This window comes from Cronobacter sakazakii (assembly GCF_000982825.1).
Classification (GTDB): domain Bacteria; phylum Pseudomonadota; class Gammaproteobacteria; order Enterobacterales; family Enterobacteriaceae; genus Cronobacter; species Cronobacter sakazakii.
Genome location: NZ_CP011047.1, coordinates 3,540,828 through 3,563,607 on the forward strand (window position 1 = coordinate 3,540,828; position 22,780 = coordinate 3,563,607).

A 22,780-nucleotide genomic window follows, 5' to 3' on the forward strand; every position below is an offset into this window, starting at 1 on the left:
AACACTAATAAAATGGATAAAGCTATCCATGCTCAGACGGCAGGTACTCATGCCCGGAATAAGCGATAAGCGTCAGTTAGAGCGCAAAGTCTCTGTTTCCCACTTCCTGGACTTAGCGCCCATCGCTTATTACGCCAGCAATAAAAGGCGCATTTATTCGGCAAACTTCAATAGCGCTTCGCCATCAAGGCGATAGCGTACCCATTCAGATTGCGCCGCCGCGCCAATGCTGAGATAAAAATCGATGGCAGGCTGGTTCCAGTCCAGCACGCTCCACTCAAGGCGACCACATTGCCTTTGCACCGCGCACCGGGCGATATGTTTTAACAGGCTTCTTCCCGCCCCTTTACCGCGATATTCAGGCGAAACATATAAATCTTCCATATAAATGCCGTTACGCCCGAGCCATGTGGAATAGCTGGTAAAGAAAACGGCATATCCTACGGCTTTATCGTCAATCTCGCATATCAGCGCTTCCGTTTTGCTGCCTGCGCCAAAAAGCGTTTCCCGAATCTCCTCTGGCGTCGTGACCACTTCATGTGGGGCTTTTTCATAGACCGCCAGTTCATAAATCATTTCATAAATTGCCGTTGCATCTTCCGGACGGGCTGCGCGAATGGTGTAGCTCATTGGTTTTCCTGTTATCTCATCATGGGCAGACATTGATGGCGTTAAGCATACGGGGTAATGTCAGGAGAATTAAGTGCAATGAAATCACTACATGATGAATATTATGCATCCCTCCTTAAGGCGTCTTGATTTAAATCTTTTACCGGTTTTTGACGCTATCTATCGGCACCGCTCCGTTCGCAAGGCTGCCGATGAACTGGCGATGAACTGGCGATGAGCACTTCGGCCCTGAGCCACGCGCTGTCGCGGCTGCGCACCACGCTTAACGACCCGTTATTTTACCGGGAAGGCCACCGCATGTGCCCCAGCGTATACGCCACACAGCTTGCGCCTTCCATCGCTTCGGCACTGAAATTTCTCAATCAGGAGCTGACGCCGCAGCCGGAGTTTGACCCGGCTTGCAGCACAGAGTGCTTACAGATTGCCATCACCGATTTCACCGCATTTTGCATTTTCCCTGCCCTCATGCACCGGCTGCAACACGACGCGCCCGGCCTGCGTTTTGAGTTACGCTATTTACCCCACAGCCCGGCGCTGAATGAACTGCTGGCGGGCGAAATGGATCTGGCGCTTGGATTCAGCGCACCGGAGGATATCCGACACGCGGAGCTGGACGAAATCAACTGGCTGGAAGATGACTATGTTGTTATCAGCAGCGCACGCAGAGCACAGCTGACGTTTGAGGATTATCTTGCAGCCAGACACGTGGTGGTAACGCCCTGGAATGAAAAGCAAGGCGTGCTTGATTCTCAGCTGGAAAAGATGGGCTATACGCGCCACATCGCGCTCAAAACCCCTTCTATGCTTGGCGCGCCGTTTATCGTTGCAGAAAGCGACTTACTCATGGCGCTTCCCCGCTTTGCCGCGCAGAAACTGCTGCCGGCAACCGATCTCAGAATATTTGAATTACCTTTCGAAATACCGTCGTTTGAAGTGAAAATTTATTCACATCAACGCAGTGGTAAACGCGGCGCAACCGACTGGCTTAAGAGCGTCCTGCAAGCGCTGGCAAGAGATAGGTAGCACGTGAAAATCACGTTCTCGTTAATTAAGCACTGCCGTTCCAGGCCTTCATTGAACAGGATTCCGGGGCATCAAGCCCAGGCACGGCGGCGTAACGCTCTTTTGCCCTGATGCTTGCATCAGAGACCGCCTGGTTCTGGGGGGTGAACTTTTCCTGACAATCGCAACACTCTACACTGCGGGATTCATTTGCTGGCATCGTTAACAAAGGAAAAAAACGTATGGCTCTGGAACCTGAAATTGCACGTCTTGTTGATGACTTTATCACAGCGGGCCGCCCCTCCCCGCGCACGCAGACATTTGAAGAGCGTCGCGCAGGTTATATCGCCAGTACGGCGCTCGCCGGTGTTCCTGAGAGCCGCGTGAATATTGAAGATACGACGATTGACGCTATTCCTTTACGTATTTTCTCGCCTCTGAATAGAGAGAACGCGCTCCCGGCGATTATCTATTATCACGGCGGCTGTTTTGTGAGCGGCGGGTTTGCTACACATGATAATCAACTGCGCCAGTTGGCCTTTTTAAGTGGTTGTCGGGTGATTGCGGTGCAATACCGTTTAGCGCCAGAGCATACTTATCCCGCCGCACATGATGATGCCGAACGCGCCGCGCAGCTTATCTGGCGGAACGCGGAAACACTGGGTATAGAGCGCCGCCACATAACATTTATGGGCGACAGCGCGGGCGGTCATCTGGCGCTGATAACCGCTCTGCGATTAAAAAATAGCGGCGCGTGGCTGCCCCGCCAGCTGGTGTTGATTTATCCGATGCTGGACGCCACGGCATCCTCTGAGAGTTATCTGTCAAACGGTCGCGATTATGTCCTGACAAGCGACGCGTTTCTGAGCGGTTTCGAGGCTTATCTTGCTGATACTGATGTTTTGCACCCTGAAGCCAGCCCGTTATTTCGTAATGATTTCGCAGGATTACCGCCGGTACATATCATTAACGCGGAATATGATGCGTTACGTGATGAAGGCGAAGCGCTGTTTGCGCGAATGACGCAGCAAGGGGTGAACTGCACGGCACAGCGTTATCTCGGCGTTATTCACGGTTTCTTTCAGCTTGGCTGCATCAGCCAGGCCGCGCGCAATGTAATGCAGGATATTTGTGCCTTAATACGTTCAGGAAATACGCATTAGGGCGCTGCATTTACCCAAGCGGTCTGGAGAGAATAATGAGCCCCTGATGCTCGTCGAACCCATGTTTGCGGTAGAAGAAATCGGAGGGGTAAGCTTTATGGGTGTTGAGAATGATCGCATTCAGACCTTCGTTTAAAGAACGATCGGCGATGAAATTCATCAGCGCGCTACCAACACCCTTTCCCTGACAATCGGGATCGACGAAAAATTCATCGATATAATACTCAACGCCCCCCGGCCACGGTTTCTTAAAACCGATGCTCACTGCGACTATTTTCTCGTCATATCTGGCAATGTAACCTCTGAAATAATTATTTTTCAGATGTTGCTGGATAAAAGCGATGACCGGCGCCAGCTCGCTCTTTTCAAACCAGGGCGCTTCTTTATAGACCTTACAGTAGAGATGGGCGCATTCGGTGATATGGGTATCGTTAAGCGCTGAAAAATCAATTTTCATTTAAGTCCCTGCGTCAGCCGGTTTACGGATCAGGCAAATCTACTTCACCGCACAGAAAAGTGTCAAAAAGAAGGCGTCAGAAAGGAGCAATGAAAGCGAGTTTTAGCAGCTAAAAATGACAGCGTCAGGCGGCCTGATCAAGTGCCTGACGCTGCGAATCATCGAGAGGCGTTATTTCTTGTTAGCGCTAACGAGGGTCTCGTTCGCTTTCCAGAGGCGATATTTCACGTCGATATTTTCGGGCGCATACACCACCACCGGCAGCTTGCTGTTGTAATTCAGCATGCCATTTTCACCAAGGTTTGCGGTGACGAATTTTTTCTCTTTTTTACCGTCCGGGCAGGCCATCATGGTTGAGGTATACATGACCGAGCCGTCTGCATTTTTGGCGGACTCAAACGTGTAATAGTCATATCCCCAGCCTTCGAGTGTTTTACGCTCAAATTTTCCGGCCAGCTGATGCTTATTACAATCAACGTCAAGGGTCTGGCCTATAACCAGTTCGACTTTGTAGGATGCTTCATCCTGGCGCTCAGGCAAGTCGATCACCTGACGAACCATGCCTTTTTCCGCCTTTGGGAAAGGCGCGGTATTTTTAGACGTTTTTTCGGCGGCGAATACGCTACCGGAAATGCAACCGGCAGCAGCCAGGCTTAACATGAGCGCTGAAATTTTATTCATTATGAAAGTTCTCCACAGGTTTTAGCTCCACGGTAAAAACTGAATTCAATTTCAAAAACCGTGACAATCACTGCCATATTATTCATAAGCAGTTTTTTATGTCACCCTCACGCAAACCATAGCTAATTTTTCTCTGTATCATTTATTTTACATCGCGTAAAAATCAACGGTTACTCACGTTAATAATCGTTAACCGGCTTAGCGCTTCAGAACCGCGGTGCGATACCATGCTTCGGCGATTTAATATTGGCTGCCCAGACTTTGATCTCCTTCTGGCTCATTAAAGTAAAATCTGAACGCAGCTTTTCGACGAGCGCGTTGACTTTATCGGCGTCACGTACCAGATAGTGCTCAATCTTTTCTGAGCCCTGCTGGGTACAAAAATAGTCAGCGGGAATGATGTCACTGTTGATTTCCAGTGCTCTTGGCTGCTCCGGGCATTTTCCTGGCGTCAGAGAAGAGATCACCATATTCGCTGAACGGAAACCCGCCTGCGAAATACTCAGCATGACCGGACTGCCCCCGGCGGTCTGGGTCATATCATATAAAACCGCGTCTTTTTCATACCACGTATTATATTCGCGGCCCTGAACCACAGCGCTGGCAGGGCCAGTGCTGCCAAGAAAAAGGCAGCACATCAGAAAGGATTTTTTCATTGTTATTCATTGCCGGTGTGTGTGCAGCGATCATTCACAATCTGATTTTAAGAATCAAGCTATTAAGTTTTTACTGAGTACAACGGAATGCGGGGATTCAGGAATAACTAAAGGCAGGTAAAGCAGGAAAAAGAAAAGCCCCCGCAGGGGCTTTAGTCTTACTCGTTAATGCGAGGATGCTGATCAACCAGACGGGTGCGTTTCTCCTGCAACTCGGCGATCTCTTTATCAATATCTTCAATTTTCTGTTCGATATTGTCATGGTGCTCACGCAGAATTTCGCGCGCCTCCTGGATATCCGATGCCGCAGGCGTCGCGCCCTTCAGCGGACGGTTTGCCGTCTCTTTCATCGTCAGGCCAGTAATCAGACCAATGACCGCGATAACCATCAGGTAATAAGCTGGCATCATCAGGTTTTCTGTACCTTCCACAAGCCATGCTGTCACGGTCGGCGTCAGACCGGCAATCAATACCGAGATATTGAACGCGCTTGCCAGTGCGCTGTAGCGGATGTGCGTCGGGAACATCGCCGGGAGCGAAGATGCCATCACACCGGTAAAGCAGTTCAGGATCACCGCCAGCATCAGCAGACCAGAGAAAATCAGGCCGATAACGTTACTGTTAATCAGGACGAACGCAGGGATGGCGAGCACCATCAGCGCCACGCTCCCAAAAATCACGAACGGGCGACGACCAAAACGGTCGCTCAGCAGGCCCATCACCGGCTGGACAAACAGCATACCGATCATAATCGCGATAATAATCAGCACGCCATGCTCTTCCGAGTAGTGCAGATTATGCGACAGATAGCTCGGCATATAAGTAAGCAGCATGTAATAGGTCACGTTGGTGGAAATCACCAGACCGATACACGCCAGCAGGCTGCGCCAGTGTTTAGTCGCAATCTCTTTAAAGGAGACTTTCGGGCCGTGCTGCAAACCTTCGCGATCGCCCTGCTCCAGCTTATCAACATGCTGCTGGAACGCCGGCGTTTCTTCCAGCGCATGGCGCAGGTAGAGACCAATCAGGCCAAGCGGCAGCGCCAGGAAGAACGGCAGTCGCCAGCCCCAGCTCAGGAAATTCTCTTCGCCAAGGATAGCAGAGATAAGCACCACCACGCCTGCGCCCAGTACGAAGCCCGCAATAGAGCCGAAATCCAGCCAGCTGCCCATAAACCCACGTTTACGGTCCGGGGAATATTCCGCGACAAATATTGACGCGCCCGTATATTCGCCGCCTACCGAGAACCCCTGCGCCATTTTACAGAGTAACAGCAGGACAGGCGCCCAGATACCTATCGACGCATACGAGGGAATAAGCCCGATACAGAATGTACTGACGGACATAATCACAATGGTTATGGCGAGGATTTTCTGACGACCATATTTATCGCCGAGCATCCCGAAGAACAGACCGCCCAACGGACGAATAAGAAAGGGAACCGAAAACGTCGCCAGCGCGGCGATCATCTGCACGCTTGGGTTGGCATCCGGGAAAAACACTTTGCCGAGCGCGTAAGCCACAAAGCCATACACACCAAAATCAAACCACTCCATCGCGTTACCGAGAGAGGCTGCGGTAATCGCCTTACGAAGTTTCGCATCATCAATAATCGTGACGTCACTCAGAGAGATCGGTTCTACTTTTTTTCTTTTAAGCTTCATATCCATCCTCATTGAATTCGCTCTTTGACTTGGGTGGCGGTCAGCCGCTTCCCTCAGTCCGCTTCCTTAGCGATAAAGAAGCCTTATCTTTCCAGGACTTCCTTTAAGAGCGTAGCAGGATCTCGTCCCGCTGTTAGTAATGACACATCCGAATGTGCTTACCTGCGTTTTCAGATGCCTGACCCTTCTTTACCCTAACAGCGAACAAATTTGCGATCAACTTCACAGTTTATTTTATCGCGTTTAAGCGCCTTGATTTGGCATATTTCATTAGTGCGCTAAGGGATGTCAGGCGAAATACCTGGTTCTGTCAGGGATAATTTTATCAGGGCATTGAGACTGGCTGAGAAGCAGGGAAATAGCGTTGTCAAATCATTATTCTGATAAGAATGAACTTACCGGTGCGCACGAGGGTGCATAAAAAATGTAAGAAACATTAAGTAAAATTATGGCGAATAGCAGTAATAAAAAAGCCGAATCAGAGGATCCGGCTTTTACTACGATAAAGCATCACTGACCTTCATCAGGACCAGTCGCCTGCAACCAGCGTTTGCGTGTTAAACGCATTATTGATTGACTGGCCTGTCGAGGCTGCACCTGGCTGAAGACTGGTGCCTGCTTCGATGTCGCTTACGCGCCATCCGGCATACGGGGCTTTATTCTGTGAAGGCTGAGTCGTCGGGGTCGCGAAAGCGCTGAAGGAAAGCACGCTCAGCGCCAGGGCGGCGGCCGCGGTTTTGAGGGTATTCATTTTGTTATCTCTTCTTTGCAGCGTATAAATGGGTGACGTGTTATTCACCACCTGTGTATAAATGGTAGATCCACATCACACTTTCGAATAGTCAAATTATTTGGTGTGCGACCTCAAAGAAACTGAACCCGGCTACAGCACACTGATAAAAAAGGCTTTTCATTAAACACGCTGCAAAGGCAATAGACACACAATGCTAAAAGAAGCTGAAAGTAACGCATTAAAAAAGGCTGGCAATGCCAGCCTTTCAGAGCCGCGCTAAAAGCGACTTTACATACGATAACCCAGCGTAACCGAGGTGCGCGTATCGGTATGATCCGGCGCGCTCGCAGGCGGGTTAGAGTTCCAGGTCACGTTATAGGCGACTTTCAGGCCAAAATGTTCGTTGATAGCCACGTCCAGCGCCGTTTCGGAGTTGACGTTGGTATCTTCAGAGCCGAACACGGAAACGCCCTGTGTGAACTTAGCGTTATCGGTAAGCTGCCAGGTATAGATGCCAGACGCGTAACCCAGGCCCTGCGTTTTGGTATCGCCGTTGGTGTATTCGTCGTAACGCACACCCGGACCGAATTCAAAACGCAGGCTGTGCACCGGGCCATTCAGGAACTGACGACCATAACCGAGCGTCAGCACGTCGCGCTCGCGATAGCCGTTATAACGGTCTGTCAGCCAGCTCGCCTGACCAAACAGGTAATCATAATCGGTTACGTTTACGCGGCTACGTCCGCCCACCGCATATTTTTCGGAGGAGCGTTCGTCATTAGAAGAGGTATTGCTGGCATTGCCCCAGAGCGACCAGGCGGTGGTTTCACCATACCAGGTCAGGTTGCTGTCAGCCGTTAAAGAAGAACTTTTGGTATTGCCGGTTTGTGCCAGGTAACCCGCGTTTAAATCACCTTCAAACGGTTTTTTCGCGGTGGAAGGATCGTCCATGACAGTAAAAACGGTATTATCAGCCATCGCGTGCTGGCTCAGCAGCGCGCCACCCGCCAGCAGCATAGCCAGGGGCACTGTCTTAAAAAGCTTCATGTTGATTTTCAGGTCCATACAACAAAAAAAAGGACCATTACGGTCCCGTAACTTTTTCTCTGGATCAATAAAATCCGCCCACAGAAAGGTAACGAATTATAAAAAGGCACCTGTGGTTTAGCAATGAATTCCTTTCGCTATTTAAGAATAAGCGGACTCTTAAAAATAAACTTTTATTTATATAGAACGGTCATCCGATTAATATCGGGCACAAGGTAAAATCAGCACGTTATTCACCCACCGTCTGGCTGTCGGGTGCTACGCTTAGGGCAGTCTAAAAAAACGGAGGCGATATGGTACGTATTTATACGCTCACGCTGGCGCCCTCGCTCGACAGCGCCACAATCACGCCGCAAATCTATCCGGAAGGGAAACTACGCTGCAGCGCGCCGGTTTTTGAACCCGGCGGCGGCGGTATTAACGTCGCACGCGCCATCGTCCATCTGGGCGGCAGCGCCACGGCCCTCTTCCCGGCGGGTGGCGCGACGGGCGAGCATCTGGTCTCGCTGCTTAATGATGAAAAGGTCGCGGTCGAGACGGTTTCCGCCCGCGACTGGACCCGCCAGAATCTTCACGTGCATGTCGAATCGAGCGGCGAGCAATACCGCTTCGTTATGCCAGGCGCCACGATTACCGACGATGAATTCCGCCAGCTGGAAGAAAAAGTGCTGACGATTGAATCGGGCGCAATCCTGGTCATCAGCGGCAGCCTGCCGCCCGGTGTCAGCGTGGAGAAACTCCAGCAACTGATTAAAGCGGCACGTGCGCAGGGGATTCGCCTGATTGTCGATAGCTCCGGTGACGCGCTGGCCGCCGCGCTGGAAGTTGGCGATATTGAACTGGTTAAACCCAATCAGAAAGAGCTGGCGGCGCTGGTGAAACGCGATCTGACCGCGCCGGACGATGTCCGTAAAGCCGCAGAAGAACTGGTGCAAAAAGGGAAAGCCCGCCGCGTTGTGGTTTCACTGGGGCCGCAGGGGGCGCTCGGCGTTGACGGTAAAGACTGCGTGCAGGTCGTGCCGCCGCCGATGAAAAGCCAGAGTACGGTCGGCGCGGGCGACAGCATGGTCGGCGCCATGACGCTGCGCTTATCCCAGGATGCCCCGCTGCTGGATATGGTGCGTTATGGTGTGGCTGCCGGCAGCGCCGCTACTATCAATCAGGGTACGCGCCTCTGCTCGCTGGAGAATACCGAGAGTATTTACCACTGGCTGACACGCTAACATTCCGGCCAGCCCCGGCGGGCTGGTATTTTATCGCTGACAATGAGGTTCGCCATGAGTGAAGTGACCCGCTATGTCGTCACCGTGAAGTTTCATGAGAAAAGCCTGACCGATATTAACGAACTGAATAACCATCTGACCCGCGGTGGTTTCCAGCTCACGCTTGCCGACGATGACGGCAAAATTCACGAGCTGGGCACCAATACCTTCGGGCTGGTCAGCGCGCTCAGTGAGCAAGAGGTGGCTGAGCTGGTCGAAGGGCTTGGTGAGGCGGCGCTCGATCAGAAGCCGCAAGTCACCGTCACCACGTTCGAAAACTGGCTGCGCGACAACGATACCGTCTGACGTCGCCCGTGCGCGGCAGGTTGTGCGCCCGCGCAGATTTTCGTCTGCACGGGCGCGTTAAGCTGATGTTCTTTACGGGAAACCTGGGAGAGTAATCATGTGGCATGCCATTACGCGTTTGTTAAACGAACAGCTGGGCGCCGGTGAAATCAGCCAGCGAACCGAACTGCCGGGCGGTGAAATTCACGCCGCATGGCGAATCGACTGGGCCGGGCGCGCGATCTTCGTGAAATGCGACGATTCGACGCTGCTGCCCTGCTTTACCGCCGAAGCCGATCAGCTCAACCTGCTGGCGCGCAGTAAAACGGTCACAGTGCCGGAAGTGCTTGGCGTCGGCAGCGACCGCGAATATAGCTTTCTTCTGCTGGAATATCTGCCGCCAAAACCGCTTGATGCGCACAATGCCTTTCTGCTCGGTCAGCAACTGGCGCGCCTGCACCAGTGGAGCGAGCAACCACAATACGGGCTCGATTACGACAACCACCTCTCTACCACGCCACAGCCGAACGCCTGGCAGCGCCGCTGGGCGAGTTTTTTCGCCGAGCAGCGCATCGGCTGGCAGCTGGAGCTGGCCGCGGAAAAAGGTATGGAGTTCGGCGATATCGACAGGATCGTGGATGCGGTCCATCAGCAACTGGTTTCGCACCAGCCCGCGCCTTCACTGCTGCACGGCGATTTGTGGTCCGGCAACTGCGCGCTGGGGCCGGACGGGCCCTATATTTTCGACCCGGCCTGCTACTGGGGCGATCGCGAATGCGATCTGGCGATGCTGCCGCTGCACCCGGAACAGCCGCCGCAGATTTATGACGGCTATCAGTCGGTGCTACCGCTGCCCGCCGGCTTTCTTGAGCGCCAGCCGCTTTATCAACTCTATACCCTGCTAAACCGCGCCACGCTCTTTGGCGGTCAGCATCTGGTTGCCGCACAGCAGGCGTTAACCCGCGTTCTGGGCATATGATAAAAGCGCGCCGCAGCGCGCGCGTTTACAGGAACCCGAGCAGGGAGAAGAACACGTAGCCCAGCACCAGCACAATCACCGGCAGGATATAAAGCGGGAAGATTTGCAGGAAAATGGTATGCCGCGGCACCACGATGCGTGATTCCAGCGCCTCGCGGCTCAGCCCTTCTTCGCCTTTGGCGCTCTCCAGAATCAGGCTGTCTTCAACATGCTCACGCAGAAAACGCGCCTGGCGACACATCCGCGCGCCCGACGCCTGTAACGCCAGACCAACAAAAATCAAAATATAGATTATCCAGAAGCTGATATTCGCGTGACGCGTGAAATCGGGTTGCGGAGAGTTGTACCAGAAGACATTCAGGAACGGCGTATTAAAGCGCACCATTTCAATCATCACATGGGCGAAATCCATCATCACGGCGTTAATGCCCGGCTGCTTTTCGCTGTGCTGATACATAAATTTCAGCACGGAGATAATGGTGGAGAGCGTGGCAGGAATGAAAATCACCCATCCGGCGATGCGTTTTAAGACACCAATGCGTCCAGCTTGTTGATACGTCATGCTTTCCCCTTGATAGCGACGCGACAGATTGGCCTAAGTTTACCCTGTGAAGCGCCTTTTCGCCTGAACTTTCCGGCACATGGCCTGAAAGCGGTAGCCATAATGCGTTTTTCCGGCTATTGATTAACCTTTCCCGCGTAAAAAGAAGGAGTGACATGATGTCTTCGCCGCGACAGATCCTCGCCGCTATTTTTGATATGGATGGTTTACTGATTGACTCTGAACCGCTCTGGGACCAGGCGGAGCTCGAAGTCATGGCGACGCTCGGGGTCGATACCTCCCGCCGCCACGAGCTGCCCGATACGCTGGGCCTGCGCATCGATCTGGTGGTAGCGCTGTGGTTCGCGCAGCAGCCGTGGAACGGGCCGTCACTGGATGAAGTGACGCAGCGCATTATTACTCGCGCCATGACGCTGGTGGAAGAAAAACGCCCGCTGCTGCCGGGCGTGGCTGACGTGATTGCGCTCTGTAAAGCGCAGGGGCTGAAGGTCGGCCTCGCCTCCGCCTCGCCGCTGCGGATGCTGGAGCGCGTACTGACGCTGTTTGATCTGCGCGAGCAGTTTGACGCGCTCGCTTCCGCTGAACACCTGCCTTACAGCAAACCGCACCCGCAGGTCTACCTGGATGCGGCGGCAAAGCTTGGCGTCGATCCGCTCTGCTGCGTGACGCTTGAGGATTCCGTTAACGGCATGGTCGCCACCAAAGCGGCGCGTATGCGCTCCATTGTGGTTCCGGCTGAAGAGAACCGCAGCGACGCGCGCTGGGCGCTCGCCAACGTGCGTCTGAACTCGCTGACCGAGCTTGAGCCCTGGCATCTGAAAGGCTAAGCCCCTTATCGCCGCTGCCGCCCGGCAGCGGTTTTCAGCTTTTGTTCCAAAAAATACCACCCGCCGTCATATTTTTAAAACGCAGTTTCATTTAGCTTTGTTTTTTCTGCTGGCGACTCCTATCATTGCTCTGAATGCGAAAGGGACTTTCCCTGCGCCGCAATGATGAGTCAAAGAGGAACGGAACATGCTGGAGACATTCTCGCTTGCCGGAAAAGTGGCGATGGTAACCGGTTGCAATACCGGGCTTGGGCAAGGCATGGCGCTTGGGCTCGCCGCCGCCGGATGCGATATCGCAGGCATCAGCCGCCGTCCTGCGCGGGAGACCGCCGCGAAAGTCCACGCGCTGGGCCGCCGTTTTGTCGCGATTGACGCGGATTTAGCCACGGCACCGGTACAGCCGCTCGTCACCGAGGCCGTCGACGCGCTGGGGCGTATCGATATTCTGGTCAACAACGCCGGGATCATCCGGCGGGACGACGCGCTCGATTTCAGCGAAAAAGACTGGGACGACGTGATGGATCTCAACCTGAAGGCGCTGTTCTTCCTCTCTCAGGCCATTGCCAGGCAGTTCATTGCTCAGGGCAGCGGCGGCAAAATCATTAACGTCGCCTCCATGCTCTCTTTTCAGGGCGGCATTCGTGTGCCTTCCTACACCGCGTCGAAAAGCGGCGTGCTCGGCCTGACACGGCTGCTCGCCAACGAATGGGCACCGTATGGCATCAATGTTAACGGCATCGCACCGGGCTATATGGCGACCAACAATACGCAGGCGCTGCGCGAGGATGCCGAACGCAATGAGGAAATTCTGGCGCGTATTCCGGCAGGCCGCTGGGGAACGCCGGAAGATTTACAGGGGCCGGTGATTTTTCTCGCCTCAAAGGCATCGGATTATGTGAACGGTTATACCCTGGCGGTGGACGGCGGCTGGCTCGCCCGCTGAGCGCAACGCGAGGCGTCATGCGGGCTGCGGTGACAAAGTGTTACACCGTCACCACTTTTTTCTACTGTATAAAAACCCTATACTGGATAGATTGACAGTTACAGGGTTTTATCATGACGGCGGAAGGCCACCTGCTTTTTTCGATTGCCTGCGCGGTATTTGCCAAAAATGCCGAGCTGACCCCTGTGCTGGCGCAGGGCGACTGGTGGCATATTGTTCCCTCCGCCATTCTCACCTGCCTGTTGCCGGATATCGATCACCCGAAGTCGTTCCTGGGGCAGCGGCTAAAGTGGATATCAAAACCCGTGGCACGGATGTTCGGCCACCGGGGGTTTACGCACAGCCTGCTGGCGGTCTTCGGCGGGCTGACGCTGTTTCTTCTGAAAGTGCCGGAAACCTGGATACTGCCTGCCGATGCCCTGCAAGGGCTGGTGCTTGGCTATCTCAGCCATATTCTCGCCGATATGATAACGCCCGCCGGCGTGCCGCTATTGTGGCCCTGCCGCTGGCGCTTTCGCCTGCCGTTACTCTACCCGCAAAAAGGCAATCAGCTTGAGCGCGTGTTATGCATGGCGCTCTTTGTCTGGGCGGTGTGGATGCCGCAAAGCATGACCGATAGCAGCGCAATGAAATGGTCGTCGGCCGCCATTAATTCTCTGCAAAACACCTTTAATCGCTTTATTCATCACCAGATGGAACAGTAAATAAACTGAAATTGCGTTTTGATATAAACCATTCCATTTGGATATAAGGCTCCCTGTTTTGATTCTGATACCCTTTGCGGCATAAAGGCATGCCATTTCGGCCGTGCCGGTTATAAAAAAATCAGGAGAACGGGGATGAATCTTCCACTGATAGCGAACGTTGTCGCGTTCGTGGTTCTGCTGCTGTTGCTGGCGCGCACGCGCCATACGCAGTGGAGCCTGGCAAAAAAAGTATTACTCGGTCTCGCGATGGGCGTGGTATTTGGCCTGGCGCTGCACACCATCTATGGTTCTGATAGCGAGACGCTGAAAACCTCCATTCAGTGGTTCAACATTGTCGGCAACGGCTATGTGCAGCTGCTGCAGATGATCGTGATGCCGCTGGTGTTCGCGATGATCCTGAGCGCCGTGGCGCGTCTGCATAACGCTTCGTCGCTGGGTAAAATCAGCGTGCTGACCATCGGTACGCTGCTGTTTACCACGCTTATCGCGGCGCTGGTCGGCGTGCTGGTGACGAATCTCTTCGGCCTGACGGCGGAAGGTCTGGTGCAGGGCAGCGCGGAAACCGCGCGTCTGAATGCCATTCAGACTAACTACGCCGGTAAAGTCGCCGATCTGACCGTACCGCAGCTGATCCTCTCTTTCATTCCGAAAAACCCGTTCGCCGACCTCACCGGCGCGAGCCCGACCTCCATAATCAGCGTGGTGATTTTCGCGGCGTTCCTGGGTGTGGCGGCGCTGAAACTGCTGAAAGATGACGCGCCGAAAGGCGAGCGCGTACTGGCCGCTATCGACATCCTGCAAAGCTGGGTGATGAAGCTGGTGCGTCTGGTGATGCAGCTGACGCCATACGGCGTGCTGGCGCTGATGACCAAAGTCGTTGCAGGCTCTAACCTGCAGGACATCATCAAGCTTGGCAGCTTTGTGGTCGCCTCTTATCTGGGTCTCGGCATTATGTTTGTGGTGCACGGTATCCTGCTGGCCGTGAATGGCGTGAGCCCGCTGCGTTACTTCCGTAAAGTGTGGCCGGTGCTGACGTTTGCCTTCACCAGCCGCTCCAGCGCGGCGAGCATTCCGCTGAATGTGGAAGCGCAGACGCGTCGTCTGGGCGTGCCGGATTCCATCGCCTCTTTCGCGGCGTCTTTTGGCGCGACGATTGGTCAGAACGGCTGCGCGGGTCTCTACCCGACCATGCTCGCGGTGATGGTCGCGCCGACGGTCGGTATTAACCCGCTCGATCCGGTGTGGATAGCAACGCTCGTCGGCATCGTGACCTTAAGCTCCGCCGGTGTGGCAGGCGTGGGCGGCGGTGCGACTTTCGCTGCGCTGATTGTACTGCCAGCGATGGGCCTGCCGGTTACGCTCGTGGCACTGCTGATTTCCGTTGAACCTCTGATCGACATGGGCCGTACCGCGCTCAACGTCAGCGGCTCCATGACCGCAGGCACGCTGACCAGCCAGTGGCTGAAGCAGACGGATAAAGCCATCCTGAACAGCGATGACGAAGCCGAACTGGCGCACCGTTAATCACGTAAAATGATGTTCTTATCAACCCCGGCCAGCGCGCCGGGGTTTTCTTTTATGGGCATTCAGCGCTGATAAAAACGAAAAAGCCCGCTCTCTGGCGGGCTTTGTTTTTCAGGCGACATCTTTCTTCTGCGCGTCGCGCCGGGCGATAAACTCGGCGGCGGGCAGGATACGGCTGAACTCTTCCTGAATGCGCATATCATTTTCCACTTCCCACAGGTCGACAGCCGCCTGCAGGTTAAGCCAGAAGTCGACAGAGGTGCCGAATGCTTTCGCCAGGCGAAACGCCATATCGGTAGTGAGCTTGCGGTTATTGTTTACCAGTGCGCTTACCGTATTGCGATGGACGCGGAGCATCTCGGCCACTTCGTTAATTCTGAGACCGAGCGGTTCCAGGTATTCATAAGCGAGGATCTCGCCGGGCGTGGTGGGCTTTCTGGTTGCCTGTTTCATATGTATTTCCTTAACGTTGCGGCGCGTCACATTCGGTAATCATGGGGATCTAAATACAGGTCTTCCGCTTTGCCTTCGACCCACCTGAAAATCAGCCGGTAGTGATGGTTGACCCGAATCGATGAATACCCCTGCAATTTACCGCTCAGCGCCTCAAACCGGTTGCCAGGCGGCGAGCGGAGATCGAGGTATGAGGTTGCTGCGTTGATGATGTCGAGCTTACGCGCCAGTGTGTTATGAATCTCTGCCGGAATGTTGCGGTGTGGCGTCGAATACACGAAAAAAGCCGCCAGCCAGGCGTCACGAAAACTGCCGATATGCTTCTGCATTCCATTGATACCTCCCTGTTTCTTTCTCGATCATAGTAATGCACTCCCGCACAGTGCGCAAGTGCAGGCGTGAGGCAAATTAAAACCCGCATGAGCGGGTTTCATGGGGAGCAGTCGGCGAGCGGTACGACAGCGGCTGCCTGAACGGGCGATAAACTCGCCCTATACCTCATCCTGTTTGAGCTGGTTCGCCCAGCGCTGGGCGGCTTCGGGGCTGCTGAAGGCGGGCGAGCGGCGAAAACGATCCCCGGACATCACAAACGCCACATATTTGCCCTTCAGCACCCAGACATCCTCAAAACCCTCCATGCGATCCGCATGATCCGGCGGAGCCGGCTCCACACGTGGAACATAGCTGATAACGGGACGATTCTGATGACGAAGTGGTTTCATAAGCGTCGGATTCACTGGCTGAAAACAAAAGATAAACCACTATGATAGCGGATCGGACGGCTCTGCGTCGCATCCTGCGTGCGCTGTACCGTTCATTTGCCGCTTTTTGCGCCGTCGCCTTTTCCGCAAGAACTTCAGTGCTGTTCTATAGTTACCTTACATTTCATGCAGCCATCCGGTTGCTTAAGAAAAAGGAAAGGAGATGAGTTCAATGTCGAATGATGAGAAACGCCCTAACCATGAAGCCCCGTTCCACGACGCGCGCTCATCTGAGCCAGGGATGGGGTCGCTGGCGCCTGCCGATGGCTCCCACCGCCCTTCTCCGGCACCCACCCCGCCAGGCGAGCAGCCGACCGCGCCAGGCAGCCTGAAGGCGCCGGATGTCACGAACGATAAGCTCGGCGCGCTGGAGACCTTTCGCAAAGGCGGTGAGAACGAGGCGCTGACAACCAACCAGGGCGTGCGCATCGCCAACGATCAGAACTCGCTGCGCGCCGGCACCCGCGGCCCGACGCTGCTGGAAGATTTCATCCTGCGGGAAAAAATCACGCACTTCGACCACGAGCGTATTCCTGAGCGCATCGTCCACGCGCGCGGCTCGGCCGCCCACGGCTACTTTCAGCCGTATAAAAGCCTGAGCGATATCACCAAAGCCGCGTTCTTAAGCGATCCAGAAAAAATCACGCCGGTATTTGTGCGCTTCTCTACGGTACAGGGCGGCGCGGGCTCCGCGGATACGGTGCGCGATATCCGCGGCTTCGCCACCAAGTTTTATACCGAAGAAGGGATTTTCGATCTGGTCGGCAACAATACACCCGTGTTTTTTATTCAGGACGCCCATAAGTTCCCGGATTTCGTTCATGCCGTGAAGCCGGAGCCGCACTGGGCTATTCCGCAGGGCCAGAGCGCGCATGACACCTTCTGGGATTACGTGTCGCTCCAGCCGGAAACGCTGCATAACGTCATGTGGGCGATGTCTGACCGCGGCATTCCGCGTAGCTACCGCACTATGGAAGGCTTTGGCATTCACACCTTCCGCTTCATTAACGCCGAAGGCAAAGGCACCTTTGTGCGCTTCCACTGGAAGCCGGTGGCGGGTAAAGCGTCGCTTATCTGGGATGAATCGCAGAAGCTCACCGGGCGAGATCCAGATTTCCACCGTCGCGATCTCTGGGAGGCCATCGAAGCGGGCGACTACCCGGAATATGAACTCGGCGTGCAGCTGATCCCGGAAGAGGACGAATTTAAGTTTGATTTTGACCTGCTCGATGCCACCAAGCTTATCCCGGAAGAGCTGGTGCCGGTGCAGCTGGTCGGCAAAATGGTGCTGAACCGCAACCCGGATAACTTCTTCGCCGAAAACGAACAGGCCGCGTTCCATCCGGGCCATATCGTGCCGGGGCTGGATTTCAGCAACGATCCGCTGCTGCAGGGCCGTCTGTTCTCTTATACCGACACCCAGATAAGCCGTCTCGGCGGGCCGAACTTCCACGAAATCCCGATTAACCGCCCGACCTGCCCGTACCATAATTTCCAGCGCGACGGCATGCACCGGATGGATATCGACACCAACCCGGCCAACTACGAGCCAAACTCGATCAACGACAACTGGCCGCGCGAGACGCCGCCTGCGCCAAAAGCGGGCGGGTTTGAAAGCCATCAGGAACGTATTGAGGGGCATAAGATCCGCGAGCGCAGCCCGTCGTTTGGCGAATATTACTCCCAGCCGCGCCTCTTCTGGCAGAGCCAGACGCCGGTCGAGCAGCGCCATATCATCGACGCCTTCAGCTTTGAGCTGAGCAAAGTCGTGCGCAGCTATATTCGCGAGCGCGTGGTGGATCACCTCTGCCATATCGATATTTCGCTGGCGCATCCGGTGGCGAATAATCTTGGTATTACGCTTACCGACGAGCAGATGCACGTCGCGCCGCCGAAGGACGTCAATGGGCTGAAGAAAGATCCGTCGCTGAGCCTGTACGCAGTGCCGGGCGGCTCCGTGAAAGGCCGCGTGGTTGCGGTGCTGCTTAACGACCATGTGAAATCGGCCGATCTGCTCGCCATGCTGCAGGCGCTGAAATCGCACGGCGTGCATGCCAAACTCCTGTACAGCCGCATGGGTAGCGTGACGGCGGATGATGGCTCGCAACTGGAAATCGCTGGTACGTTTGCCGGATCGCCATCCGTGACGGTCGATGCCGTACTGGTGCCGGGTGGTGCGGCGAGCGCCCTTACCGATAATGGCGATGCGGTTTACTACCTGCTGGAGGCGTATAAACACCTGAAAGCGATCGGCCTGATGGGCGACGCGCGCGGTCTGAAGCGCCATCTGGCGGTGCCAGACACCGGCGAAGAAGGCATTGTCGAAGCCGACGACGCCTCCGGCAGCTTTATGGATGATTTCATCCACCAGCTCGCCTGCCACCGCGTCTGGGCGCGCACGCCGAAAGTGGCATCAATTCCGGCTTAACCGTGAATACGCCATACAAAAACGCCGCCCTTGCGGCGTTTTTTATTTGCCGGTGCACATCCCACAACATGCAGACGTAAAAAAACCGGCCGGAGCCGGTTTTTCTGTCACAGCGCGATTATTTCTTCGGCGCCTGCGGGTCGGTGTCGTACTCGGCACAGGTCTGGTAGCCGGAGTTCATTACGTGGCCCGTATCGTCCAGCGCGACGAAATAGGTTTCGGTTTTGCCGTTACGGCTGCCCAGAATATAGGTCTGGCAGGTACCGCGAGCATGGATCATGGTCACTTCAGAAGACGGTTTACCGGCAATCTGCATCACCTGCTGACGGCTCATGCCTTTTTTCACGTCTTTAACTACCGGCTGGGTAAACTGATCGGCGGTGCGATCGTAAGCGGTACACCCTGCCAGCATCGTCATAACAGCCGCTGCACCCAAAAACCCTGCAAACTTCTTGTTCATTGTGTCATCCTCTTTTTTTCAGCGTGTGCAGATAAGCCTGGAATATAAAATAACATTTTTCAACTTGTTACCCAAAACAGCGCCAAATTAAGAGTATTCCCTCAGGCGATGCTGATAGCGCAAAACCACGCAGGGCGGCGACAACTTGTCGTTTTGCCCACAACGGGTTAGCTTTAACAAATCACTGTTTCATGGCCTGCGCGTTGCAGGCGAACAAGACTGGAGGGGTACATGGCATTACAACAAGAAATTATTCAGGCACTTGGTGTGAAACCGCAGATTGACGCTCACGAAGAGATCCGCCGCAGCGTCGATTTTCTCAAATCCTATCTGAAAACGTATCCGTTCCTGAAAACCCTGGTGCTCGGCATCAGCGGCGGTCAGGATTCCACGCTCGCAGGCAAACTGAGCCAGCTTGCCATCAGCGAACTGCGCGATGAAACCGGCGATCAGAGCTATCAGTTTATCGCGGTGCGCCTGCCTTTCGGTGTGCAGTTCGACGAAAAAGATTGTCAGGATGCGCTGGCGTTTATCCAGCCGGATAAAGTGCTGACGGTCAACATTAAAGAAGCGGTGCTGGCAAGCGAGAAAGCGCTGCGCGAAGCAGGCATTGAGCTGAGCGATTTTGTGCGCGGCAACGAAAAAGCGCGTGAGCGTATGAAAGCGCAGTACAGCATCGCCGGGATGACCAAAGGCGTGGTCGTGGGCACCGATCATGCGGCCGAAGCCGTCACCGGCTTTTTCACTAAATATGGCGATGGCGGCACCGACATCAACCCGCTGTTCCGTCTTAATAAACGCCAGGGCAAACTACTGCTGAAAACTCTGGGCTGCCCGGAGCATCTCTACCTCAAAGTGCCGACCGCCGATCTCGAAGACGACCGCCCGTCCCTGCCGGATGAAGTGGCGCTCGGCGTGACGTACGACAACATCGACGATTACCTGGAAGGCAAACAGATTGATGAGAAAATCAGCCAGATCATCGACGGCTGGTATGTGAAAACCGAGCACAAACGTCGCCCGCCGATCACGATTTTCGACGATTTCTGGAAACAGTAATCGCGTTGCGGCAACCTCCCCGGCCGGGCCGGGGAGTGGCGCCTCGCTCATCTTTACGTTTTGTACCGCCGCACTTTTTTCACGGATGACGTATGTCAGTTTCCCCGCAGCGCGCCACGCTGCCTGGCCTTCTGGCCATTCTGCTCTGGAGCACCTCCGTCGGTTTATTGCGCAGCATCAGCGAGGCGTTCGGCCCGGTGGGCGGCGCAGCGCTGATTTATACCGTCAGTTCGCTGTGTCTGATGGTGTCGCCTGGCCTCATTCACCCTGGCCGCTTACCGCGCCGCTATTTAATCATCGGCGGTGCGCTCTTCGTTGGCTATGAAATCTGCCTCGCGCTGGCGATTGGGCTTGCGCATACCCGCGCGCAGTCGCTGGAGCTTGGGATGATTAACTATCTCTGGCCGAGCCTGACGGTGCTGCTGGCGGTGCTCATCAACGGCCAGCGCTGCCGCGCCTGGCTCTGGCCTGGGCTGCTGCTCGCGATCGCGGGCGTGTTTCAGGTGCTGAAAGGCGACGGCGACTGGTCGCCCGCGCAGCTCTGGCTCAACATGCAGGATAATCCGGTTGCTTACGCGCTCGCGTTCAGCGCCGCGCTGGTCTGGGCGCTCTACTGCAATCTGACGCGCCGCTGGAGCAACGGGCAGAACGGCGTGGCGCTCTTTTTCTGCGCCACCGCCGCCGTGCTGTGGCTACAATTTTGCCTCGCGCCGCAGCCGCCGATGCAGCTTTCGCTTCCTGCCGTCGCGCAACTGCTCTTTATGGGGCTTTCCACCGCAGCCGCCTACGCCGCCTGGAACTACAGTATTCAGCACGGCAATATGACGCTGCTCGCCACCGCCTCTTACTTCACGCCGGTGCTCTCGGCGCTGCTGGCAAGCCTGTGGCTCGGCCTCGCGCCGGGCATCGCGTTCTGGCAGGGCGTGGCGATGGTGGTGGCGGGCTCCCTGCTCTGCTGGCTCGCCACGCGCAATCTCAGCTAAGATGACGCTTTTTCAACCACACATTCCCTGATAGACTGGATAAGTAAACAGTATTCAGGAGAGTGATGTGGTAAGGCGTACTGGCGCGCCGCGGCTGGAGTTTGAAAAAGCGGCAATTTATGAATATCCCGAGCATCTGCGTCCGTGGCTTGACGATCTGCCAAAGCACCCCGGCGTCTATGTTTTTCATGGCGAAAGCGAAACCATGCCGCTTTATATCGGCAAGAGCGTCAATATTCGCAGCCGGGTGCTGTCGCACCTGCGCACGCCGGATGAAGCCTCCATGCTGCGTCAGTCGCGGCGTATCACGTTTATCCGCACCGCAGGCGAAATCGGCGCGCTGCTGCTAGAGGCGCAGATGATCAAAGAGCAGCAGCCGCTGTTTAATAAACGGTTGCGCCGTAACCGGCAGCTCTGCTCCTTGCAGTTCAAGGGCGAAAAGCCGGACGTGGTCTACGCGCGCGATGTCGATTTCTCGCACCAGCCGGGCCTGTATGGTCTTTTTTCGAGCCGCCGCGCGGCGCTCGGCACGTTGCAGTCAATCGCAGACGAACAACAGCTCTGCTACGGCCTGCTGGGGCTGGAATCCGTACGCCCCGGGCGCGCCTGTTTCCGCTCGGCGCTGAAACGCTGCGCGGGGGCCTGCTGCGGCAAAGAGCCGCTGGAGGCGCACAACGCGCGTCTGATGGAGGCGCTGGAGCGCATGCGCGTTATCTGCTGGCCGTGGGACGGCCCGGTCGGGCTGCGGGAGAGTTTCGGTGACATGACGCAGTACCATATCATCCATAACTGGTACTGGCTGGGATCGGTCGCCTCGTTAAGCGACGCGGCGAGCATCTCGCGCGCGCCGCAGGGCTTTGATAACGACGGCTATCGCATTCTGTGCAAGCCGCTTATCAGCGGCGAGCATGAGATAGTGGAAATCGGCGCGCACGCGCCTCAGAGATAAGTAATTTCGCTAAACAGCACCTGCCCTTCGGCTTTTAATAGCCGGAGGGTATGGCTTCCCTCCTGCCACCAGGCACCCTGCTCCGGCGTCAGCAATTTATCGTTTAGCTGCCAGGCGCCGCTTAAAACATACACAATCCCGCCGCGCGCGCGGCCAGTGGTAAACGTGCGATCGGCGACGCGCACCTGCGCGCGACAGCGATCGCGCCGGGTCATCAGATTAAAGTCGAGTGACATGCGCCCGTCGGTCAGCTCAGCGCGTACCGGTTGCTCGCCCGCGAAGGTAAACGGCTGGTGGCGCTTTAACGTATGACGAAACGCGCCGCCGCCAAGCAATGTGACTTCACCGCCATCGAGCAGCGTAACCACGCGGTCAACCTGCGGCACAACGTTAAATTCGCCATTGCTGGCAAGAGAAGCAATGCTGGCGCGCCAGTTAAAATCCCGGCTCGGCGGGTAACAACAGATCTCGCGGGTTTCGCCTGCGCCATTACGCCACAGGTTCACCGGCATCTTTTTGACGTCGAAAAATTCCATCCCCACTCCTGGAACGCGCATCATGCGCC

General features: G+C 55.3%; 25 protein-coding genes and 1 pseudogene. 13 read left to right on the forward strand and 13 right to left on the reverse strand.

All coding sequences use genetic code 11. The features are described from left to right. Positions 1-153 precede the first annotated feature (153 nt). Positions 154-630, reverse strand: coding sequence for a GNAT family N-acetyltransferase (locus CSK29544_RS16780; RefSeq protein ID WP_007894044.1), 477 nt, complete (start codon positions 628-630; stop codon positions 154-156). Between the two features lie 91 nt (positions 631-721). On the opposite strand from CSK29544_RS16780, the pseudogene CSK29544_RS16785 reads away from it, so the two are divergent. After that, positions 722-1,653 (forward strand): annotated as a pseudogene (locus CSK29544_RS16785) (LysR family transcriptional regulator). 221 nt (positions 1,654-1,874) lie between these two features. Beyond that, complete coding sequence (locus CSK29544_RS16790; RefSeq protein WP_007894036.1) at positions 1,875-2,795, forward strand: alpha/beta hydrolase; 921 nt, start codon at positions 1,875-1,877, stop codon at positions 2,793-2,795. Positions 2,796-2,805: 10 nt separating this feature from the next. On the opposite strand, the gene CSK29544_RS16795 is transcribed toward CSK29544_RS16790, so the two are convergent. From CSK29544_RS16795 to CSK29544_RS16820, 6 genes are all read right to left on the reverse strand, one after another. After that, positions 2,806-3,252: a GNAT family N-acetyltransferase gene (locus CSK29544_RS16795; RefSeq protein WP_004386554.1), complete on the reverse strand. Its 447-nt coding sequence runs from the start codon at positions 3,250-3,252 to the stop codon at positions 2,806-2,808. 171 nt (positions 3,253-3,423) lie between these two features. After that, complete coding sequence (gene eco, locus CSK29544_RS16800; protein WP_007894034.1) at positions 3,424-3,933, reverse strand: serine protease inhibitor ecotin; 510 nt, start codon at positions 3,931-3,933, stop codon at positions 3,424-3,426. A 206-nt stretch (positions 3,934-4,139) separates the two neighbouring features. Beyond that, positions 4,140-4,589, reverse strand: coding sequence for a hypothetical protein (locus CSK29544_RS16805; RefSeq protein ID WP_029038969.1), 450 nt, complete (start codon positions 4,587-4,589; stop codon positions 4,140-4,142). A gap of 158 nt (positions 4,590-4,747) precedes the next feature. Further along, the gene (gene proP / locus CSK29544_RS16810) at positions 4,748-6,253 is read right to left on the reverse strand and encodes a glycine betaine/L-proline transporter ProP (RefSeq protein WP_007894028.1); all 1,506 of its coding nucleotides are present in this window, start codon (positions 6,251-6,253) and stop codon (positions 4,748-4,750) included. A gap of 523 nt (positions 6,254-6,776) precedes the next feature. After that, positions 6,777-7,004: a hypothetical protein gene (locus CSK29544_RS16815; RefSeq protein WP_029038970.1), complete on the reverse strand. Its 228-nt coding sequence runs from the start codon at positions 7,002-7,004 to the stop codon at positions 6,777-6,779. A gap of 270 nt (positions 7,005-7,274) precedes the next feature. Further along, positions 7,275-8,033: a DUF481 domain-containing protein gene (locus CSK29544_RS16820; RefSeq protein WP_004386559.1), complete on the reverse strand. Its 759-nt coding sequence runs from the start codon at positions 8,031-8,033 to the stop codon at positions 7,275-7,277. Between the two features lie 293 nt (positions 8,034-8,326). Here CSK29544_RS16820 and pfkB point away from each other — a divergent pair, with 293 nt between their 5' ends. The 3 genes from pfkB to CSK29544_RS16835 all read left to right on the forward strand — a co-directional run bounded on the left by pfkB (position 8,327) and on the right by CSK29544_RS16835 (position 10,559). Then, complete coding sequence (gene pfkB / locus CSK29544_RS16825; protein WP_007894023.1) at positions 8,327-9,256, forward strand: 6-phosphofructokinase II; 930 nt, start codon at positions 8,327-8,329, stop codon at positions 9,254-9,256. 54 nt (positions 9,257-9,310) lie between these two features. Then, positions 9,311-9,601: a type V toxin-antitoxin system endoribonuclease antitoxin GhoS gene (ghoS, locus tag CSK29544_RS16830; RefSeq protein ID WP_007894019.1), complete on the forward strand. Its 291-nt coding sequence runs from the start codon at positions 9,311-9,313 to the stop codon at positions 9,599-9,601. Between the two features lie 97 nt (positions 9,602-9,698). Continuing rightward, entirely contained in the window at positions 9,699-10,559 is an 861-nt protein-coding gene (locus tag CSK29544_RS16835) for a fructosamine kinase family protein (RefSeq protein WP_007894017.1), read from the forward strand. 25 nt (positions 10,560-10,584) lie between these two features. On the opposite strand, the gene CSK29544_RS16840 is transcribed toward CSK29544_RS16835, so the two are convergent. After that, the gene (locus tag CSK29544_RS16840) at positions 10,585-11,121 is read right to left on the reverse strand and encodes a YniB family protein (protein ID WP_007894014.1); all 537 of its coding nucleotides are present in this window, start codon (positions 11,119-11,121) and stop codon (positions 10,585-10,587) included. Positions 11,122-11,279: 158 nt separating this feature from the next. Here CSK29544_RS16840 and hxpB point away from each other — a divergent pair, with 158 nt between their 5' ends. From hxpB to CSK29544_RS16860, 4 genes are all read left to right on the forward strand, one after another. Further along, positions 11,280-11,948 carry a hexitol phosphatase HxpB gene (gene hxpB / locus CSK29544_RS16845; protein WP_029038971.1) on the forward strand — a complete coding sequence of 223 codons (669 nt, stop codon included), beginning with the start codon at positions 11,280-11,282 and terminating at the stop codon, positions 11,946-11,948. Between the two features lie 187 nt (positions 11,949-12,135). Next, positions 12,136-12,891 (forward strand): 2-dehydro-3-deoxy-D-gluconate 5-dehydrogenase KduD, encoded by a 756-nt coding sequence (gene kduD, locus CSK29544_RS16850; protein WP_029038972.1) that lies wholly within the window; start codon positions 12,136-12,138, stop codon positions 12,889-12,891. 113 nt (positions 12,892-13,004) lie between these two features. Further along, positions 13,005-13,595 (forward strand): metal-dependent hydrolase, encoded by a 591-nt coding sequence (locus CSK29544_RS16855; protein WP_007696709.1) that lies wholly within the window; start codon positions 13,005-13,007, stop codon positions 13,593-13,595. A 135-nt stretch (positions 13,596-13,730) separates the two neighbouring features. Further along, positions 13,731-15,122, forward strand: coding sequence for an L-cystine transporter (locus CSK29544_RS16860; protein ID WP_007894003.1), 1,392 nt, complete (start codon positions 13,731-13,733; stop codon positions 15,120-15,122). A 111-nt stretch (positions 15,123-15,233) separates the two neighbouring features. Here the strand turns inward: CSK29544_RS16860 and CSK29544_RS16865 are convergent, their stop codons facing one another. The 3 genes from CSK29544_RS16865 to cedA form a co-directional block, all read right to left on the reverse strand. Then, on the reverse strand, positions 15,234-15,575 hold the full coding sequence (locus CSK29544_RS16865; protein ID WP_007894000.1) for a HigA family addiction module antitoxin: 342 nt from the start codon (positions 15,573-15,575) through the stop codon (positions 15,234-15,236). A gap of 26 nt (positions 15,576-15,601) precedes the next feature. Beyond that, positions 15,602-15,904, reverse strand: a complete 303-nt coding sequence (locus CSK29544_RS16870) for a type II toxin-antitoxin system RelE/ParE family toxin (protein ID WP_007893996.1) — start codon at positions 15,902-15,904, stop codon at positions 15,602-15,604. 162 nt (positions 15,905-16,066) lie between these two features. After that, entirely contained in the window at positions 16,067-16,312 is a 246-nt protein-coding gene (gene cedA / locus CSK29544_RS16875) for a cell division activator CedA (protein WP_255212326.1), read from the reverse strand. 196 nt (positions 16,313-16,508) lie between these two features. On the opposite strand from cedA, the gene katE reads away from it, so the two are divergent. After that, positions 16,509-18,764 (forward strand): catalase HPII, encoded by a 2,256-nt coding sequence (gene katE, locus CSK29544_RS16880; protein WP_007893990.1) that lies wholly within the window; start codon positions 16,509-16,511, stop codon positions 18,762-18,764. Positions 18,765-18,882: 118 nt separating this feature from the next. Here katE and osmE read toward each other — a convergent pair whose 3' ends face one another. Beyond that, on the reverse strand, positions 18,883-19,224 hold the full coding sequence (gene osmE / locus CSK29544_RS16885; protein WP_004387341.1) for an osmotically-inducible lipoprotein OsmE: 342 nt from the start codon (positions 19,222-19,224) through the stop codon (positions 18,883-18,885). Between the two features lie 231 nt (positions 19,225-19,455). On the opposite strand from osmE, the gene nadE reads away from it, so the two are divergent. The 3 genes from nadE (at position 19,456) to cho (ending at position 22,215) form a co-directional block, all read left to right on the forward strand. Next, entirely contained in the window at positions 19,456-20,283 is an 828-nt protein-coding gene (gene nadE, locus CSK29544_RS16890) for an NAD(+) synthase (protein WP_004387342.1), read from the forward strand. A gap of 92 nt (positions 20,284-20,375) precedes the next feature. Then, positions 20,376-21,266 carry an aromatic amino acid DMT transporter YddG gene (gene yddG, locus CSK29544_RS16895; RefSeq protein WP_007893987.1) on the forward strand — a complete coding sequence of 297 codons (891 nt, stop codon included), beginning with the start codon at positions 20,376-20,378 and terminating at the stop codon, positions 21,264-21,266. A 67-nt stretch (positions 21,267-21,333) separates the two neighbouring features. Further along, a complete protein-coding gene (gene cho, locus CSK29544_RS16900) occupies positions 21,334-22,215 on the forward strand; it encodes an excinuclease Cho (protein WP_004388214.1) in 882 nt (293 codons plus the stop codon). Here the strand turns inward: cho and ves are convergent. After that, positions 22,206-22,751 (reverse strand): environmental stress-induced protein Ves, encoded by a 546-nt coding sequence (gene ves, locus CSK29544_RS16905; RefSeq protein WP_015386779.1) that lies wholly within the window; start codon positions 22,749-22,751, stop codon positions 22,206-22,208. The two genes, cho and ves, sit on opposite strands and share 10 nt — an antisense overlap. Positions 22,752-22,780: the final 29 nt, after the last annotated feature.

Coding starts and splice junctions, on each gene's coding strand:
- CSK29544_RS16780 (WP_007894044.1), bottom strand. CDS start 630: ATGAGCTACACCATTCGCGCAGCCCGTCCGGAAGATGCAACGGCAATT.
- CSK29544_RS16790 (WP_007894036.1), top strand. CDS start 1,875: ATGGCTCTGGAACCTGAAATTGCACGTCTTGTTGATGACTTTATCACA.
- CSK29544_RS16795 (WP_004386554.1), bottom strand. CDS start 3,252: ATGAAAATTGATTTTTCAGCGCTTAACGATACCCATATCACCGAATGC.
- eco (WP_007894034.1), bottom strand. CDS start 3,933: ATGAATAAAATTTCAGCGCTCATGTTAAGCCTGGCTGCTGCCGGTTGC.
- CSK29544_RS16805 (WP_029038969.1), bottom strand. CDS start 4,589: ATGAAAAAATCCTTTCTGATGTGCTGCCTTTTTCTTGGCAGCACTGGC.
- proP (WP_007894028.1), bottom strand. CDS start 6,253: ATGAAGCTTAAAAGAAAAAAAGTAGAACCGATCTCTCTGAGTGACGTC.
- CSK29544_RS16815 (WP_029038970.1), bottom strand. CDS start 7,004: ATGAATACCCTCAAAACCGCGGCCGCCGCCCTGGCGCTGAGCGTGCTT.
- CSK29544_RS16820 (WP_004386559.1), bottom strand. CDS start 8,033: ATGAAGCTTTTTAAGACAGTGCCCCTGGCTATGCTGCTGGCGGGTGGC.
- pfkB (WP_007894023.1), top strand. CDS start 8,327: ATGGTACGTATTTATACGCTCACGCTGGCGCCCTCGCTCGACAGCGCC.
- ghoS (WP_007894019.1), top strand. CDS start 9,311: ATGAGTGAAGTGACCCGCTATGTCGTCACCGTGAAGTTTCATGAGAAA.
- CSK29544_RS16835 (WP_007894017.1), top strand. CDS start 9,699: ATGTGGCATGCCATTACGCGTTTGTTAAACGAACAGCTGGGCGCCGGT.
- CSK29544_RS16840 (WP_007894014.1), bottom strand. CDS start 11,121: ATGACGTATCAACAAGCTGGACGCATTGGTGTCTTAAAACGCATCGCC.
- hxpB (WP_029038971.1), top strand. CDS start 11,280: ATGTCTTCGCCGCGACAGATCCTCGCCGCTATTTTTGATATGGATGGT.
- kduD (WP_029038972.1), top strand. CDS start 12,136: ATGCTGGAGACATTCTCGCTTGCCGGAAAAGTGGCGATGGTAACCGGT.
- CSK29544_RS16855 (WP_007696709.1), top strand. CDS start 13,005: ATGACGGCGGAAGGCCACCTGCTTTTTTCGATTGCCTGCGCGGTATTT.
- CSK29544_RS16860 (WP_007894003.1), top strand. CDS start 13,731: ATGAATCTTCCACTGATAGCGAACGTTGTCGCGTTCGTGGTTCTGCTG.
- CSK29544_RS16865 (WP_007894000.1), bottom strand. CDS start 15,575: ATGAAACAGGCAACCAGAAAGCCCACCACGCCCGGCGAGATCCTCGCT.
- CSK29544_RS16870 (WP_007893996.1), bottom strand. CDS start 15,904: ATGCAGAAGCATATCGGCAGTTTTCGTGACGCCTGGCTGGCGGCTTTT.
- katE (WP_007893990.1), top strand. CDS start 16,509: ATGTCGAATGATGAGAAACGCCCTAACCATGAAGCCCCGTTCCACGAC.
- osmE (WP_004387341.1), bottom strand. CDS start 19,224: ATGAACAAGAAGTTTGCAGGGTTTTTGGGTGCAGCGGCTGTTATGACG.
- nadE (WP_004387342.1), top strand. CDS start 19,456: ATGGCATTACAACAAGAAATTATTCAGGCACTTGGTGTGAAACCGCAG.
- yddG (WP_007893987.1), top strand. CDS start 20,376: ATGTCAGTTTCCCCGCAGCGCGCCACGCTGCCTGGCCTTCTGGCCATT.
- ves (WP_015386779.1), bottom strand. CDS start 22,751: ATGGAATTTTTCGACGTCAAAAAGATGCCGGTGAACCTGTGGCGTAAT.